Raw genomic sequence first — 15252 nt, 5'->3', positions numbered from 1 at the left:
CCCGGGTTCATTCGGGGCAGCGATCCCCTTGAACAACTTGAGCATCGAAGACCGAAGGCAGGACCAGCCCTGAGCACGCACCTCGACCACCGCAACCCTCTCGTGTTCGATACGCACGAGCTGGGACGGCGTCCTGGTGCCCAGCAGCGGCTGACCCGCACGGTCGACGCCCCCAAGGACTTCGGTATCGAAGGGGTCGTCGGAGTGCCGGAAGGCGCGCCGATCGAGCTCGAGGTCCGTCTCGAGTCGGTCATGGAAGGGGTGCTTGTCACAGGCACCGCCCGTGCATCGGCTCAGGGGGAGTGCGTAAGGTGTCTGGAGCCGCTCGGCCTTGAGGTCGACGCGGATTTCCAGGAGATGTTCTCGTACCCTGACGCCGACGACCGGGGCCGCACCGCGGAACCGGCCGACGACGCCGAGGAAGACGAGGACATGCTCTTTCTCGAGGACGGCATGTTCGACCTCGAGCCTGTGCTGCGTGATGCGGTGGTGCTCGCACTGCCGATGCAGCCGGTGTGCCAGGACGACTGCCCGGGTCTGTGCTCCCAGTGCGGAGCTCGGCTCGCGGACGATCCGGACCACCACCACGACGCCGTCGACATCCGTTGGGCGGCACTGCAGGGACTCGCCGGGACCATCCAGGACGGCGAGAAGGACGAGATGAGCGGCGCCGAACCTGGCGTCGACGAGAAGCAGGAGAAGTAGCCGTGGCTGTTCCGAAGCGGAAGATGTCGCGCAGCAACACGCGCCACCGCCGGTCGCAGTGGAAGGCTGCGGTCCCCACCCTGGTTTCGTGTGAGCGTTGCCAGGAGCCCAAGCTGCAGCACATCGCGTGCCCCGCTTGCGGCACTTACAACAAGCGCCAGGTCCTCGAGGTCTGAGCGGCTGGTGAGAGGCGCAATGTCTGAGTCGAACAAGACGGACAATGCCTCGTCCCACACGCTTCTGGAAGGGCGGCTCGGGTACAAGCTCGAGTCCGCCCTTCTGGTGCGTGCACTGACCCACCGCTCGTACGCGTACGAGAACGGCGGTCTGCCGACGAACGAGCGTCTCGAGTTCCTGGGGGACTCCGTGCTCGGCCTCGTCGTCACGGACACGCTGTACACCACCCACCCCGACCTGCCCGAAGGCCAGCTGGCCAAGTTGCGGGCCGCGGTGGTCAATTCGCGTGCACTTGCGGAGGTCAGCCGTGGGCTCGACCTGGGTTCCTTCATCCGGCTCGGCCGGGGTGAAGAGGGCACGGGCGGCCGGGACAAGGCGTCCATCCTCGCCGACACGCTCGAAGCGGTGATCGGCGCCGTCTATCTCGACCAGGGACTGGACGCGGCGGGCGAACTCGTCCACCGTCTCTTCGATCCCCTGATCGAAAAGTCCTCGAATCTGGGTGCGGGCCTGGACTGGAAGACCAGTCTCCAGGAGCTCACCGCGACCGAGGGGCTCGGCGTTCCCGAGTACCTGGTCTCGGAGACCGGCCCCGACCACGAGAAGACCTTTACTGCTGCCGCCCGCGTCGGAGGCGTCTCGTACGGCACCGGCACCGGCCGCAGCAAGAAGGAAGCGGAGCAGCAGGCCGCTGAATCGGCATGGCGCGCGATCCGCGCGGCTGCCGACGAGCGCGCCGAGGCGGCGAAGACGGCTGACGCCGTCGAGGCCACCGTGGCAGCCGAGGGGAACGCCGACTCCTCCTCGGCGTCGGCCTGACGCCCGCATCCGAACTGTCCGGTGCCGACCGTCCTGAGGGGCGGTCGGCACCGTTCGTTCCGCATCTGAGCTTCCAGAGCCCTCACAAGGAGACACCGTGCCCGAGCTGCCCGAGGTCGAGGTCGTACGGCGCGGACTCGAGCGCTGGGTCGCCCACCGCACCGTCGCCGACGTCGAGGTCCTGCACCCGCGCGCCGTGCGCCGCCACATAGGGGGCGGCGAGGACTTCGCGAACCGGCTGAAGGACCAGCGCATCGGCGTACCCGAGCGGCGCGGGAAGTATCTGTGGCTGCCGCTGGAGCCGACGGGTGGCGCCGTCCTCGCGCACCTCGGGATGAGCGGACAGCTCCTGGTGCAGCCGGCCGAGGCTCCGGACGAGAAGCATCTGCGCATCCGCGTCCGCTTCGCCGACGAACTGGGTACGGAGCTGCGCTTCATCGACCAGCGCACCTTCGGCGGACTGTCGCTGCACGAGACCGGCCCCGACGGGCTGCCGGACGTCATCGCGCACATCGCGCGCGACCCACTGGACCCGAAGTTCGACGACGCCGCGTTCCACGAGGCGCTGCGCAGGCGCCGTACGACCATCAAGCGGGCCCTGCTCGACCAGTCGCTGATCAGCGGCGTCGGCAACATCTACGCGGACGAGGCGCTGTGGCGCGCAAAGCTCCACTACGAGCGGCCGACCACCGGATTCACGCGCCCGCGCACCGCCGAACTCCTCGGCCACGTACGGGACGTGATGAACGCGGCCCTCGCCGTCGGCGGCACCAGCTTCGACAGCCTCTACGTGAATGTGAACGGCGAGTCCGGCTACTTCGACCGCTCGCTCGACGCCTACGGGCGCGAGGGCGAGCCGTGCCGGCGCTGCGGCACGATCATTCGCAGGCGCCCCTGGATGAACCGCTCCAGCTACTTCTGCCCGCGCTGTCAGCGGCCGCCGCGCGCCCCGTCCGCGTCGTAACGGGCGCGCGACGCGAGCACGTCGTCCATCCGGCCCTCGACGGACCGGATGAGGGCCAGGAGCCGTTCGGAGACCTCGCGCCCGAGCGGTGTCAGCTCGTAGTCCACGCGCGGCGGGTTCGTCGGCTGTGCCTCGCGGTGCACCAGGCCGTCGCGCTCCAGCGCGTGCAGGGTCTGCGACAGCATCTTCTCGCTCACGCCGTCCACACGGCGCCGCAACTCGTTGAAGCGGAAGCTGCCCTCGTACAGCGCCCCGAGGGTGAGCGCTCCCCAGCGGCCCGTCACGTGCTCGAGGGTGCCGCGGGACGGGCACTGCCGGGAGAACACGTCGTACGCGAGGTCGCTGCCGCTCGGTTCCATGCGGTCAGCGTACTCCGGCACAGCGCGAACCTCTGGGGTGCGCTAACCGTGGGTTAGTAAGGGGAACGAGTGCCGGCCGGTGGGCTCAGAAGCCGAAGTCCTGCGTCCACCACGGGCCGCCCGACCCGAAGTGCACGCCGACACCCAGCGTCTTGTAGTCGCAGTTGAGGATGTTCGCGCGGTGGCCGGGGCTGTTCATCCAGGAGTCCATGACGGACTGGGCGTTGGCCTGGCCCCGGGCTATGTTCTCGCCGCCCAGGTCCGTTATGCCGGCCTTCTTCGCGCGGTCCCAGGGCGTCGCGCCGTCCGGATCTGTGTGGTCGAAGAAGCCCCGGGCCGCCATGTCATCGCTGAAGTTCCCGGCGAGGGCGGCGAGACCGCCGTCCGCGGTCACCGGCCTGCAGCCGGCCTTGGCCCGCTCCGTGTTGACCAGGGCGAGCACCTGAGCCTCGGCCGATGCCTCGCCGGACGGGGCCTTCAGGCTGGGCACGGCCGCCGGGGGCTTCGGGTCAGATGTGGCGGTTTTTGAAGGGGTCGCGGTCCCGGGTGCGGAACCGGAATGCGAAGCGGAACTGGAGGACTTGCTCGGCGACGCCGTCTTTGACGGGCTCTCCGACGGCTTCGCCGGAGACTGTGAAGGCGAAGCGGACGGAGAGTCCGAGCGCTCGGCGCCGCGGCTCGCGGAGGACGGGGCACGGTCGGCGCTGCCGTCCGTGCCGCCCTGCGTCCGGAGCCCCGAGGGGGAGTCGGCGGCGCGCACCTTGTCGGCGCCGTTGCCGCCGCCCAGCGAGTAGTTGTCCATACCGGGGATCACCCCGGAGGCCACCGCGACGGCGCCCACCGCAACGGCGGCCGAGACTCCGAGGAGCCCCGCCCGCACCGGCCGGGCGATGCGCTTCCTGCGCCGGTGCGAGCTGCTGCCCGGGCTCCCGGCGGGTGCGTACGCGGCCTGGGGCCCGCCCGGCCAGGTGTCGTCGAAGGCCCGGCCCAGGTCGCCGTTCGCCGTGTCGTGCGGGCCGGCGAATCCGCCGGCGGCGTACCACTCCTCGTGCCCACCGTCGTACGCGCCGGTCTGCCCGGACTCATACATACCGTCGTGCCCGGAATACGAACCGGCCGTGCTGTCCGTGGCGCGACCCGTGGCGGCGCGGCCGGCGTCGGTGCGTCGGTGGCGTCCCATCTTGTGGCCTTCCTCGTCCTCGCTGTGGTCAAAGCGACTCACCCGTACGGGTGATGCACATTGGTCCGGGACGGTACCCCAAGACGCAAGGGGGCGAAGTGCTCAGAGTGCAATTGGCCAGTTAGCGTGCCCCTATGAACGAAGACGTACGCATCACCGTCTGGGTGCGCGGACGCGTCCAACGTGTGGGTTTTCGCTGGTTCACGCGGGCGAAGGCTCTTGAGATCGGCGGCCTGAGTGGCTTTGCTCTCAATTTGGACGACGGCCGGGTCCAGGTCGTCGCGGAGGGCTCACGCGCGAGCTGTCAGGGCCTCCTCGACTGGCTCCGCGACGGCGACACACCCGGGAGGGTCGACGGAGTCACCGAGATCTGGGACGCCCCGCGCGGCGGATACGCCGACTTCGCCATTCGCTGAGAAGGACGCGCAGGCCAGGCGCTCAAGAGGTGTTCATGGCATGCCCAGGGCAACTGCGCGGGGCATGAATTACCTGGTGGTTGCCAATACGCGCTTGTCGTGGCAGGCTCGCGAAGTAAGGATGATCTCCACGCCCCCAGGGGCCCGAAGTGAGGCCGCGCCGGAGTTTTCACGGCGCCGAGCCCCCGGGCTCACCCGTCGATACGGGGTGTGATCGTGTTGACCGTCAAACTTTTTGGTGAGACTCTGGAAGCCCCGCGCACCTTAGCTGTTTGGCATGTATGAACGGCAGCAAGACAACGAGTGCCAGGCACCGCGGGTGCGATTCCCTCACGACCCACACCGCTTCGGTCGGTCACTCATTGTGGAGGACCATCCATCATGGCAAAGGCGCTTCTCGGTTACGTCGGCGGTTCCGACCCGCGACTCCTCGCCGAGATGCGACGGCTCCAGCAGCGCGTCCAGGACCTTGAGTCCGAACTCGTTCGGATCCAGTCCGAGAACGACGCGCTCGCGGCTGCCGCTTCTCACGAATCGCTCCTCGAGAGCATCGACGTACCCCAGGCGGAGCCTGCGCTCACCTGACCACATCCCGCACACGACACCGGTGGTCAGGCAGCCCTTTCATCAAGCCGCTTGATCAGATTGCTCAGATCTGCAAGGGACGCTTTTCGCGTCCCTTCTTTCTGACTTTCCGCTCCCCGTGAGCCGCCCCGTACCGCGCCCCCTCGAATGCCCCGCCGGTTTCTCCGCGCGTCGACGTCTTTCTTTAACGTCTGATGTGCCCTGCACTTTCCTGGGCGAAACCGCGGGTTCATGGAGTGAGACACGCGCGGCGGGTAGAGTCCGGCGGCGTGCACCTCAAGGCCCTGACCCTGCGCGGGTTCAAATCGTTCGCCTCGGCCACCACATTGCGGTTCGAGCCGGGCATCACCTGCGTCGTCGGCCCCAATGGCTCGGGCAAGTCCAATGTCGTGGACGCCCTCAGCTGGGTCATGGGCGAGCAGGGCGCGAAGTCGCTGCGCGGCGGCAAGATGGAGGACGTCATCTTCGCCGGTACGACCGGGCGCCCGCCGCTCGGCCGCGCCGAGGTGTCGCTGACCATCGACAACTCCGACGGCGCGCTGCCCATCGAGTACGCCGAGGTCACCATCACGCGGATCATGTTCCGCAACGGCGGCAGCGAATACCAGATCAACGGCGACACATGCAGGCTGCTCGACATCCAGGAGTTGCTGTCCGACTCCGGTATCGGGCGCGAGATGCATGTCATCGTCGGGCAGGGCCAGCTCGACTCGGTGCTCCACGCCGACCCGATGGGGCGCAGGGCCTTCATCGAGGAGGCCGCCGGTGTCCTCAAGCACCGCAAGCGCAAGGAGAAGGCGCTGCGGAAACTGGACGCGATGCGGGCCAACCTCGCGCGCGTGCAGGACCTCAACGACGAGTTGCGGCGGCAGTTGAAGCCGCTCGGGCGTCAGGCCGCCGTCGCGCGCCGCGCCGCCGTCATCCAGGCCGACCTCCGCGACGCGCGGCTGCGCCTCCTCGCCGACGACCTCGTACGGATGCGGGGTGCGCTGCACGCCGAGATCGAGGACGAGGCGGCGCTCAAGGAACGCAAGGACGCCGCCGAGGCCGAGCTGAAGAAGGCACTCCAGCGTGAGGCGCTCCTGGAGGCCGAGGTCAGGCAGCTCACGCCGCGGCTCCAGCGCGCCCAGCAGACCTGGTACGAGCTGTCGCAACTGGCCGAGCGGGTGCGCGGCACCGTCTCGCTGGCCGACGCGCGGGTCAAGAGCGCGACGTCCGCCCCCGCGGAGGAGCGGCGCGGGCGTGACCCCGAGGACATGGAGCGCGAGGCCGCCCGGATCCGCGAGCAGGAGGCCGAACTGGAGGCCGCGCTCGAAGCGGCCGAGCGCGCTCTCGACGACACGGTGGCCCACCGGGCCGACCTGGAACGGGAGTTGGCGGCCGAGGAACGCCGGCTCAAGGACGCCGCCCGGGCCATCGCCGACCGGCGCGAGGGGCTCGCGCGGCTGAACGGACAGGTCAACGCCGCCCGTTCGCGGGCCGCCGCGGCGCAGGCCGAGATCGACCGGCTGGCCGCCGCGCGGGACGAGGCGCGGGAGCGGGCCGTCGCGGCGCAGGAGGAGTACGAGCAGCTCAAAGCCGAGGTGGACGGCCTCGACGCCGGGGACGCGGAGCTCGGGGACCGGCACGACGCGGCCAGGGCCGCCCTCACCGACGCGGAGTCCGCGCTGACGGCGGCCAGGGAAGCCCTGACGTCCGCGGAACGCAAGCGGGCCGCAGTCTCCGCCAGGCATGACGCCCTCGCGCTCGGGCTGCGCCGCAAGGACGGCACCGGCGCCCTGCTTGGCGCCCGCGAGCGACTGACCGGCGTCCTCGGCCCCGCGGCCGAACTGCTCTCCGTCACCCCGGGTTTCGAGGTCCCGGTCGCCGCGGCGTTCGGCGCCGCGGCCGACGCCATCGCCGTGACCACCCCTGCCTCCGCCGCGGAAGCGATCCGCCTCCTGCGCAAACAGGACGCGGGGCGCGCGGCGCTGCTGCTGGCGGGGGACGCTTCGGCATGGGCCGGGGACGGGGGTGCGTCGTCGGCCGGCGGTGGGTCTGCGGATGGTGGGCCTGTGGCCGGTGGTGAGGGTGGCGCTTCCGCGGCGTCGGCCGGTGGCATGTCTGCCTCGGCCGGGGGTTCCCCCGGTGGCGGGGCCGCGGGTGGCGGTGACGGCACTGGTGACGTGGACCGTGGTGGTGCCCATCCGGAGAGTGCCGCGTCGGCGACCGGGGCGGGCGATGCCGGTGAGGGGCTCGGTGGCTTTGGGCGTGCGTACCCGGGACGGGCCGCGCGGGGTGGGGACGGGCCGCCGCTCGTGGCCGATTTCGTGCGCGGGCCCTCCGAGTTGATGCCTGCCGTGCGGCGGCTGCTGCGGGGGATCGTGGTCGTCGGGACGCTCGAGGATGCCGAGGATCTTGTCTACGCGCGTCCTGAGCTGACCGCCGTCACCGCTGAAGGGGACCTGCTCGGGGCGCACTTCGCGCAGGGCGGTTCCGCCGGTGCGCCCAGTCTTCTCGAGGTGCAGGCCTCCGTCGACGAGGCCGCGGGCGAGCTGGCCGAGCTCGGGGTGCGGTGCGAGGAGCTGGCCGAGGCGCAGCGCTCCGCGGTCGCCCGGCGCGCGGACGCCGCCGCTCTCGTGGAGGAGCTGGGGGAGCGGCGCCGGGCCGCCGACCGGGAGAAGTCGTCCGTGGCGCAGCAGCTCGGCCGTCTGTCCGGGCAGGCGCGAGGCGCGGCCGGGGAGGCCGAACGCAGCGCCGCCGCGGCCGCCAAGGCGCAGGACGCGCTGGAGAAGGCCGTCATGGACGTCGAGGAGCTGGCCGAACGGCTCGCCGTCGCCGAGGAGATGCCGGCCGACGAGGAGCCGGACACCGCGGTACGCGACCGGCTTGCCGCAGACGGGGCCAACGCCCGCCAGACCGAGATGGAGGCCAGGCTCCAGGCGCGTACGCACGAGGAGCGAGTGAAGGGCCTTGCCGGACGCGCCGATTCGCTGGACCGGGCGGCCCGCGCGGAGCGCGAGGCACGCGCGCGTGCGGAGCGGCAGCGCTCCAGGCTGCGCCACGAGGCGGCCGTGGCCGAGGCGGTGGCCTCCGGCGCCCGGCAGTTGCTCGCCCACGCCGAGGTGTCCGTAGGACGGGCCGAGCAGGAGCGGGTGTCCGCCGAGAGCGCCAAGGGCGAGCGGGAGCGGGAGCTCGTCGCCGAGCGGGCACGCGGCCGGGACCTGAAGGCGGAACTCGACAAGCTGACGGACTCGGTGCACCGGGGCGAGGTGCTCGGCGCCGAGAAGCGGCTGCGGATCGAGCAGCTGGAGGCCAAGGCGCTGGAGGAACTCGGCGTCGAACCGGCGGGACTCGTATCGGAGTACGGGCCGCAGCAGCCCGTACCGCCCTCGCTTCCGGCCGAGGGCGAGGAGCTGCCCGACGACCCCGAGCACCCGCGCAATCAGCCGCGGCCCTTCGTGCGCGCGGAGCAGGAGAAGCGGCTCAAATCAGCCGAACGGGCGTATCAGCAGCTGGGAAAAGTGAATCCGCTGGCTCTGGAAGAGTTTGCCGCGCTGGAGGAGCGCCACAAGTTCCTCAGCGAGCAGCTCGAGGACCTGAAGAAGACGAGGAGCGATCTCCTTCAGGTGGTGAAGGAAGTCGACGAGCGCGTCGAGCAGGTCTTCACCGAGGCGTACCGGGACACGGCCCGGGAGTTCGAGGGTGTCTTCAGCCGGCTCTTCCCCGGCGGCGACGGCCGGCTGATCCTGACCGATCCCGACAACATGCTCACCACGGGCGTCGACGTGGAGGCCCGCCCTCCGGGCAAGAAGGTCAAGCGGCTCTCGCTGCTCTCCGGCGGCGAGCGCTCCCTGACCGCCGTGGCGCTGCTCGTCTCGATCTTCAAGGCGCGGCCCAGTCCCTTCTACGTGATGGACGAGGTCGAGGCCGCCCTCGACGACACCAACCTCCAGCGCCTCATCCGCATCATGCAGGAGCTCCAGGAGGCCTCCCAGCTCATCGTGATCACGCACCAGAAGCGCACGATGGAGGTCGCCGACGCGCTCTACGGGGTGTCGATGCAGGGCGACGGGGTGTCGAAGGTGATCAGTCAGCGGCTGCGCTGACCGTGCGCCGGGCCGCCCGGACATCGGTCACCGGCCCGCCCGTGGATCGTTCACCGGTGCGGCACCAGCTGTGGCACCGCTGCGGCGTCGGTCGCGAGATCAGCGACAAGATCACTCCCAGGCAATCGTTCAAGAGTTGAATGATGCCTGTGACCAGGGCGGCTGAAAATCACAGTTACCTGCCCCTTGACTTCGAAACTTGAAGGCATAGTCTCTGCAACGTTGCTTTTACCTTCAGGTGGTGGGCGGCGTGAAGTTGTGCGCCACTGGAAGGGCTCTCACCCCCACCCCCGGCACCGCTGCCGGGGCCGAGGAGTACACGTGACCAGCACTGCGAAGCCGCCAAGCGCCCGAGAGGCTCAGCCCGACCATCTCGGCCACGTCATCTTCATCACGGCGGCGGCCGCGATGGGCGGCTTTCTCTTCGGCTACGACAGTTCCGTGATCAACGGAGCCGTCGAGGCCATCCGCGACCGGTACGACATCGGCTCCGGAACGCTCGCCCAGGTCATCGCCATCGCCCTGATCGGCTGTGCGATCGGCGCGGCCACCGCCGGCCGGATCGCGGACCGCATCGGCCGCATCCGCTGCATGCAGATCGCGGCCGTCCTCTTCACGATCAGCGCCATCGGCTCCGCACTGCCCTTCGCCCTCTGGGACCTGGCCTTCTGGCGGATCGTCGGCGGCTTCGGCATCGGCATGGCCTCCGTCATCGGCCCGGCTTACATCGCCGAGGTCTCGCCGCCCGCGTACCGCGGCCGCCTCGGCTCCTTCCAGCAGGCCGCGATCGTCGTCGGCATCGCCATCTCGCAGCTCGTCAACTACGGCATCCTGCAGGCCGCCGGCGGCGACCAGCGCGGCGACGTCCTGGGCCTCGAGGCCTGGCAGGTCATGCTCGGCGTGATGGTCATCCCGGCCGTTCTCTACGGCATGCTGTCCTTCGCGATCCCCGAGTCGCCGCGCTTCCTCATCTCGGTCGGCCGCGAGGCCAAGGCCAAGGAGATCCTCGCCGAGGTCGAGGGCACGAAGGTCGACCTGGACGCCCGCGTCGCCGAGATCGAGCACGCGATGAAGAGCGAGCACAAGTCCACGTTCAAGGACCTGCTCTCCGGCAAGGGCAACGGCGGTCTCTACTTCAAGCCGATCGTCTGGATCGGTATCGGCCTCTCGGTCTTCCAGCAGTTCGTCGGCATCAACGTCGCGTTCTACTACTCCTCGACGCTGTGGCAGTCGGTCGGCGTGAACCCGACGGACTCGTTCTTCTACTCGTTCACCACGTCGATCATCAACATCATCGGCACCGTGATCGCGATGCTCCTGGTGGACCGCGTCGGCCGTAAGCCGCTGGCCCTGGTCGGTTCCGTCGGCATGGTCATCGGTCTCGCGCTGGAGGCCTGGGCGTTCTCGTACGACCTGGTGGACGGCAAGCTGCCGGCCACACAGGGCTGGGTCGCCCTGATCGCCGCCCACTTCTTCGTCCTGTTCTTCGCCCTGTCGTGGGGTGTCGTCGTCTGGGTCTTCCTCGGCGAGATGTTCCCGAACAAGATCCGTGCCGCGGCGCTCGGCGTGGCCGCGTCCGCGCAGTGGATCGCCAACTGGGCCATCACCGCGAGCTTCCCGTCGCTGGCCGACTGGAACCTCTCCGGGACGTACGTCATCTACACAATCTTCGCCGCGCTCTCGATCCCCTTCGTGCTCAAGTTCGTGAAGGAGACCAAGGGCAAGGCGTTGGAGGAGATGGGTTAAGTCCCCGCTGCCATCTCCTCAACCTCGTCACTGCCCCGGCTCAGACCGCAAGGTCTTCGAGCCGGGGCAGTACGTTTTCGCAGAACAGATGCAGGCTGCGCCATCCCTCGTCGACCGGCATACCGCCCGACAGCGGGTGCAGCACATAGCTGTCGAGGGCCTGCTCCACGCACTCGTCCGGCGTGAGGATCCGGTAGACGCCCTCGGCGCGCAGCTCGTCGACCGTCGTGGCACCGGATTTCACCGCCGACCTGATGTCGCCGGACTGCCAGGACGCGTACGTCCGCGCCTCGTGCAGGAAGTGCTCGCCGTGCTCGGCCCAGACGCGGTCGGGGTCCTCGGCGACGTGCAGCAGCGGGGTGACCGCCGCGGGCATCATGGTCCAGCCCTCGGTGCCGTGCTCGACGAGCTGCTCCTTGTAGTACGCCTCGAGTTCGGGCAGATGCGCGCTCGGGAAGAACGGCAGGCCGAGGCGGGCCGCGCGCCGCGCCGCCGCCCGCGAGGAGCCGCCGACCAGGAGCAGCGGGTGGGGCTGGGTGAACGGGCGCGGCGTGACGCGGACCGTGCGGCCGCGGAAGTCGAACTCCTCACCCGTCCAGGCCTTGAGCAGGGTGTCGAGGAGCTCGTCCTGGAGCATGCCCCGCCGCTTCCACTCGACGTCGAACTGCCCGTATTCCTCGGGCCGGTAGCCGATCCCGGCGACGGTGACGAGCCGGCCGCCGCTGAGCAGATCGAGTACGGCGATGTCCTCCGCGAGGCGCAGCGGATCGTGCAGCGGGCCGATGATCGCGGAGACCGTGACGGCGATGCGCCGGGTCGCGCCGAAGACGGCGCCCGCGAAGGTGAACGGTGACGGCAGCCAGTTGTTGGCGACGCCGTGGTGTTCCTCGGTCTGGACGGTGGAGATCCCGCGGTCGTCGGCGTACGCCGCCATCTCGACGGCAGCCCTGTAGCGGGCGCTCAGCGATTCGGGCGTCGCCGCGGGGTCCACGAGGTTGAAGCGCACGACCGTGACGGGCATGAGAAGTCCCCCTTCACAGGGCGGAGTTGGGCCGCTGGTGAAGGGGGACGGTAGCTGACGGAGCGTCAGACAGCCAGGGTCTCGCGCTCCTCTTCGGCGGAGTCCTCGGACGGGACGGCGACGGCGGGCTTCGGCAGGACGACGTACAGCAGGCCGGAGATCACGATCGTGGCGACCCAGCCGAGGCCGTACTCGCCGATCGGGTTGTTCGCGGCGAGCGGGCCGGTGAACCAGTCGGACGTGGTGAACATCAGGCCGCCGGCCAGGCCGATGGCCCAGGAGGCGACGGCCGCCGGGCTGAAGCCGCCCTTGTACCAGTAGGCGCTGGTGCGCGTGGTGTCGACGAGGGCCTCGGCGTCGTACTCCTTGCGCCGCAGCATGTCGGCGCCGAAGACGCCGACCCAGGCGGAGAACGCCACCGCGAGCAGCGAGAGGAAGGCGATGAACGAGCCCATGAAGCTGGTCGCGACGAGCATCAGGATGCCGCCGAAGATCAGCGAGATGAGCGCGTTGATCGAGACCGCCCAGTGGCGCGGGACCTTGAACCCGAGGGTCTGGGCGGTGAAGCCCGCCGAGTACATCGACATCGAGTTGATCAGCAGCATGCCGACCAGGGCGATCAGGAGGTACGGGACCGCGATCCACAGCGGCAGGATCTCGCCGAGGAAGGAGACCGGGTCGGCGGCCGAGGCCAGGTCGGGCGTGGAGACCGCCATGACGGCGCCCATCAGGATCATCGGCAGGACGACGATGCCGGCGCCGCCGACCGAGTTGCGCACGATCGCGACCGACGAGGCCGTGCGCGGCAGGTAGCGCGTGAAGTCCGGCGACGAGGGGATCCAGCTGACGCCGCCCGCGGCGATCAGGCCGATGCCGGCGACCATCAGCGACATCTTGCCGGCGGGCTGGTCGAAGACGCGGCTCCAGTCGGTGTTGGCGATCAGGTAGACCAGCACGAGGACCGAGAAGAGACCGAAGAGGTACGTCGCGTACTTGTTGCACTTCTGCACGGCGTTGATCCCGAGGCCGGAGATCACGAACGTCGTGACGACGAAGAGCAGCAGCGTGACGATCACCAGGACGTTGTTGCTCTTCACCCCGAGGAGGATGTCCAGGACGGTGAGCACGGCGTAGGCGCCGGTCACCGCGTTGATGGTCTCCCAGCCCCAGCGGGCGACCCAGATGAGCGAGCCCGGCAGCAGGTTGCCGCGCTGGCCGAAGACCGCGCGCGACAGGGCCATGCCCGGGGCGCCGCCGCGCTTGCCCGCGATGCCGATCAGGCCGACGAGGCCGTACGAGACAATCGGGGCGGCGATCGCGACGACGAGTGCCTGCCAGAAGTTGAGCTTGTACGAGACGACCAGGCTCGCGCCCATCGTGAGCAGCAGCACACTGATGTTGGCGGCGACCCAGGTGGGGAACAGCTCACGGGTCCTGGCGGTGCGCTCGGACTCGGGGACGGGCTCGATGCCGCGGGTCTCGAGTGCGCCTTCGGATTCGGCGGTCTTGCTCATGCGGTGGGGTTCCGTGCCTCTCGCTCGGCTCCGTGGGTGTTGACGGGGGAGCCGGTGGGGGGTGTGGGGAGGGGACGCTCTGGACTCTACGCGCGTTGCATCATCCTCTTCCATCGTACTTTAGTCCGAGTAATCCACTCAAGTGGCTTATGTTCTTTGGAGGAAGCCACAAAGGAGGGCGCGTCACCCACCGTGCCGATACCGGACGGGTTGTGACTCCACGCTGGAGGGCCTCTCGTCGGCGCATGGCCGGACGACGGACCGGCCCGCGGGGCACGCAGCCCCGCGCGGACAACGAGGGGGTCTGGCGTCTGGTCGCGCCATACTGGTGTGGTTATGGAAATCGTCATCCTTGCTGTAGTCATCGCCGTGGTCGTGCTCGGCGCACTCGGCGGGCTCGTGGTCGGCAGCCGCAGAAGGAAGCAGCTGCCCCCGCCGCCCCCCTCCGTGCCCGACATCACCGCACCTCCGGCCGAGCCGCACGTCGGCGAAGAGGCCGAGACGCCGCGCGACGAACCCCGCCGCACGATCGAGGAGGTCGACCTCCCGCTCGTCGAGCCGGAGCCGTCCGCGCCCATCGCGGTGGAGGAGCCCCCGGCTCCGGCCGCGCCCGAGATCGAGGTCCCCGAGCCGACCGCGGGGCGCCTCGTGCGCCTGCGCGCCCGGCTCTCCCGCTCGCAGAACGCGCTCGGCAAGGGGCTGCTCACGCTCCTCTCGCGCGAGCACCTGGACGAGGACACCTGGGAGGAGATCGAGGACACCCTGCTCACCGCCGACGTCGGCGTGCAGCCCACGCAGGAGCTCGTCGACCGGCTGCGCGAGCGCGTCAAGGTGCTCGGCACCCGCACGCCCGACGAGCTGCGCACACTGCTGCGCGAGGAGCTGCTCCAGCTCCTCGTCCCGGAGTTCGACCGCTCGGTCAAGACCGACTCGAACCTCGACACCCCGGGCATCGTGATGGTCGTCGGGGTCAACGGCACCGGCAAGACCACCACCACCGGCAAGCTCGCCCGCGTCCTGGTGGCCGACGGCAGGAACGTGGTGCTCGGCGCTGCCGACACCTTCCGCGCCGCCGCCGCCGACCAGCTCCAGACCTGGGGCGAGCGCGTCGGTGCCCGCACCGTGCGCGGCCCCGAGGGCGGTGACCCCGCGTCCATCGCCTTCGACGCCGTCAAGGAGGGCATCGTGGAGGGCGCCGACGTCGTCCTCATCGACACCGCGGGCCGCCTGCACACCAAGACCGGCCTCATGGACGAGCTCGGCAAGGTCAAGCGTGTCGTCGAGAAGCACGCCCCGCTCGACGAGATCCTGCTCGTCCTCGACGCGACCACCGGGCAGAACGGCCTGGTCCAGGCCCGCGTCTTCGCCGAGGTGGTGGACATCACCGGCATCGTGCTCACCAAGCTCGACGGCACGGCCAAGGGCGGCATCGTCATCGCCGTGCAGCGCGAGCTGGGCGTGCCGGTGAAGCTGATCGGCCTGGGCGAGGGCCCCGACGACCTGGCTCCCTTCGAGCCGGAGGCGTTCGTGGACGCGCTGATCGGCGAGTAGTCGTACGGACGTCTCTGCGCACATGGAAGCGGGGGTTTCCCCTGGGGAAGGGGCTTTCCTGTGCGTGGGGCGTTGCTGGGACGCCAGGGAAAGACGGGGGACGTCCACCCGGGTGGCGAGGAAAAAG

At 69.9% G+C, this 15252-nt stretch carries 13 protein-coding genes; 9 read left to right on the top strand and 4 right to left on the bottom strand.

The annotated features are described in order from the left end of the window. The first annotated feature begins 69 nt into the window (after nt 1–69). The 4 genes from ACZ67T_RS20415 to mutM all read left to right on the top strand — a co-directional run bounded on the left by ACZ67T_RS20415 (nt 70) and on the right by mutM (nt 2665). Nucleotides 70–705, top strand: coding sequence for a YceD family protein (locus ACZ67T_RS20415; protein ID WP_469985936.1), 636 nt, complete (start codon nt 70–72; stop codon nt 703–705). A gap of 2 nt (nt 706–707) precedes the next feature. Then, on the top strand, nt 708–881 hold the full coding sequence (gene rpmF, locus ACZ67T_RS20410) for a 50S ribosomal protein L32 (protein WP_030361955.1): 174 nt from the start codon (nt 708–710) through the stop codon (nt 879–881). Between the two features lie 19 nt (nt 882–900). Next, nucleotides 901–1701 (top strand): ribonuclease III, encoded by an 801-nt coding sequence (rnc, locus tag ACZ67T_RS20405; RefSeq protein ID WP_100595043.1) that lies wholly within the window; start codon nt 901–903, stop codon nt 1699–1701. A gap of 97 nt (nt 1702–1798) precedes the next feature. After that, a complete protein-coding gene (gene mutM / locus ACZ67T_RS20400; protein ID WP_384269221.1) occupies nt 1799–2665 on the top strand; it encodes a bifunctional DNA-formamidopyrimidine glycosylase/DNA-(apurinic or apyrimidinic site) lyase in 867 nt (288 codons plus the stop codon). Here mutM and ACZ67T_RS20395 read toward each other — a convergent pair. Both ACZ67T_RS20395 and ACZ67T_RS20390 read right to left on the bottom strand, forming a co-directional pair. Continuing rightward, on the bottom strand, nt 2632–3024 hold the full coding sequence (locus tag ACZ67T_RS20395; RefSeq protein WP_469985730.1) for a winged helix-turn-helix transcriptional regulator: 393 nt from the start codon (nt 3022–3024) through the stop codon (nt 2632–2634). The two genes, mutM and ACZ67T_RS20395, sit on opposite strands and share 34 nt — an antisense overlap. An 85-nt stretch (nt 3025–3109) precedes the next feature. Then, nucleotides 3110–4204, bottom strand: coding sequence for a CAP domain-containing protein (locus ACZ67T_RS20390; protein WP_469985728.1), 1095 nt, complete (start codon nt 4202–4204; stop codon nt 3110–3112). A 134-nt stretch (nt 4205–4338) separates the two neighbouring features. Here ACZ67T_RS20390 and ACZ67T_RS20385 point away from each other — a divergent pair, with 134 nt between their 5' ends. The 4 genes from ACZ67T_RS20385 to ACZ67T_RS20370 all read left to right on the top strand — a co-directional run bounded on the left by ACZ67T_RS20385 (nt 4339) and on the right by ACZ67T_RS20370 (nt 11039). After that, complete coding sequence (locus tag ACZ67T_RS20385; RefSeq protein WP_454406909.1) at nt 4339–4620, top strand: acylphosphatase; 282 nt, start codon at nt 4339–4341, stop codon at nt 4618–4620. Between the two features lie 381 nt (nt 4621–5001). Then, nucleotides 5002–5205 (top strand): hypothetical protein, encoded by a 204-nt coding sequence (locus tag ACZ67T_RS20380; protein ID WP_116509408.1) that lies wholly within the window; start codon nt 5002–5004, stop codon nt 5203–5205. A gap of 269 nt (nt 5206–5474) precedes the next feature. Next, complete coding sequence (locus ACZ67T_RS20375; RefSeq protein ID WP_469985726.1) at nt 5475–9293, top strand: AAA family ATPase; 3819 nt, start codon at nt 5475–5477, stop codon at nt 9291–9293. A gap of 321 nt (nt 9294–9614) precedes the next feature. Beyond that, entirely contained in the window at nt 9615–11039 is a 1425-nt protein-coding gene (locus ACZ67T_RS20370; protein WP_469985724.1) for a sugar porter family MFS transporter, read from the top strand. A gap of 40 nt (nt 11040–11079) precedes the next feature. On the opposite strand, the gene ACZ67T_RS20365 is transcribed toward ACZ67T_RS20370, so the two are convergent. Further along, entirely contained in the window at nt 11080–12060 is a 981-nt protein-coding gene (locus ACZ67T_RS20365; protein WP_469985722.1) for an LLM class flavin-dependent oxidoreductase, read from the bottom strand. A 65-nt stretch (nt 12061–12125) separates the two neighbouring features. Further along, a complete protein-coding gene (locus ACZ67T_RS20360; protein WP_469985720.1) occupies nt 12126–13574 on the bottom strand; it encodes a cytosine permease in 1449 nt (482 codons plus the stop codon). 336 nt (nt 13575–13910) lie between these two features. Here ACZ67T_RS20360 and ftsY point away from each other — a divergent pair, with 336 nt between their 5' ends. Continuing rightward, the gene (gene ftsY / locus ACZ67T_RS20355) at nt 13911–15125 is read left to right on the top strand and encodes a signal recognition particle-docking protein FtsY (protein ID WP_469985718.1); all 1215 of its coding nucleotides are present in this window, start codon (nt 13911–13913) and stop codon (nt 15123–15125) included. Nucleotides 15126–15252: the final 127 nt, after the last annotated feature.

The organism is Streptomyces sp. NPDC107517 (assembly GCF_055582645.1).
This window is presented reverse-complemented; position numbering and strand designations above follow the sequence as displayed.

Bases quoted from the DNA above. Each gene is read 5' to 3' on its own strand.
- rnc (WP_100595043.1), top strand. From the start codon at position 901: ATGTCTGAGTCGAACAAGACGGACAATGCCTCGTCCCACACGCTTCTG.
- ACZ67T_RS20395 (WP_469985730.1), bottom strand. From the start codon at position 3,024: ATGGAACCGAGCGGCAGCGACCTCGCGTACGACGTGTTCTCCCGGCAG.
- ACZ67T_RS20390 (WP_469985728.1), bottom strand. From the start codon at position 4,204: ATGGGACGCCACCGACGCACCGACGCCGGCCGCGCCGCCACGGGTCGC.
- ACZ67T_RS20385 (WP_454406909.1), top strand. From the start codon at position 4,339: ATGAACGAAGACGTACGCATCACCGTCTGGGTGCGCGGACGCGTCCAA.
- ACZ67T_RS20380 (WP_116509408.1), top strand. From the start codon at position 5,002: ATGGCAAAGGCGCTTCTCGGTTACGTCGGCGGTTCCGACCCGCGACTC.
- ACZ67T_RS20365 (WP_469985722.1), bottom strand. From the start codon at position 12,060: ATGCCCGTCACGGTCGTGCGCTTCAACCTCGTGGACCCCGCGGCGACG.
- ACZ67T_RS20360 (WP_469985720.1), bottom strand. From the start codon at position 13,574: ATGAGCAAGACCGCCGAATCCGAAGGCGCACTCGAGACCCGCGGCATC.
- ftsY (WP_469985718.1), top strand. From the start codon at position 13,911: ATGGAAATCGTCATCCTTGCTGTAGTCATCGCCGTGGTCGTGCTCGGC.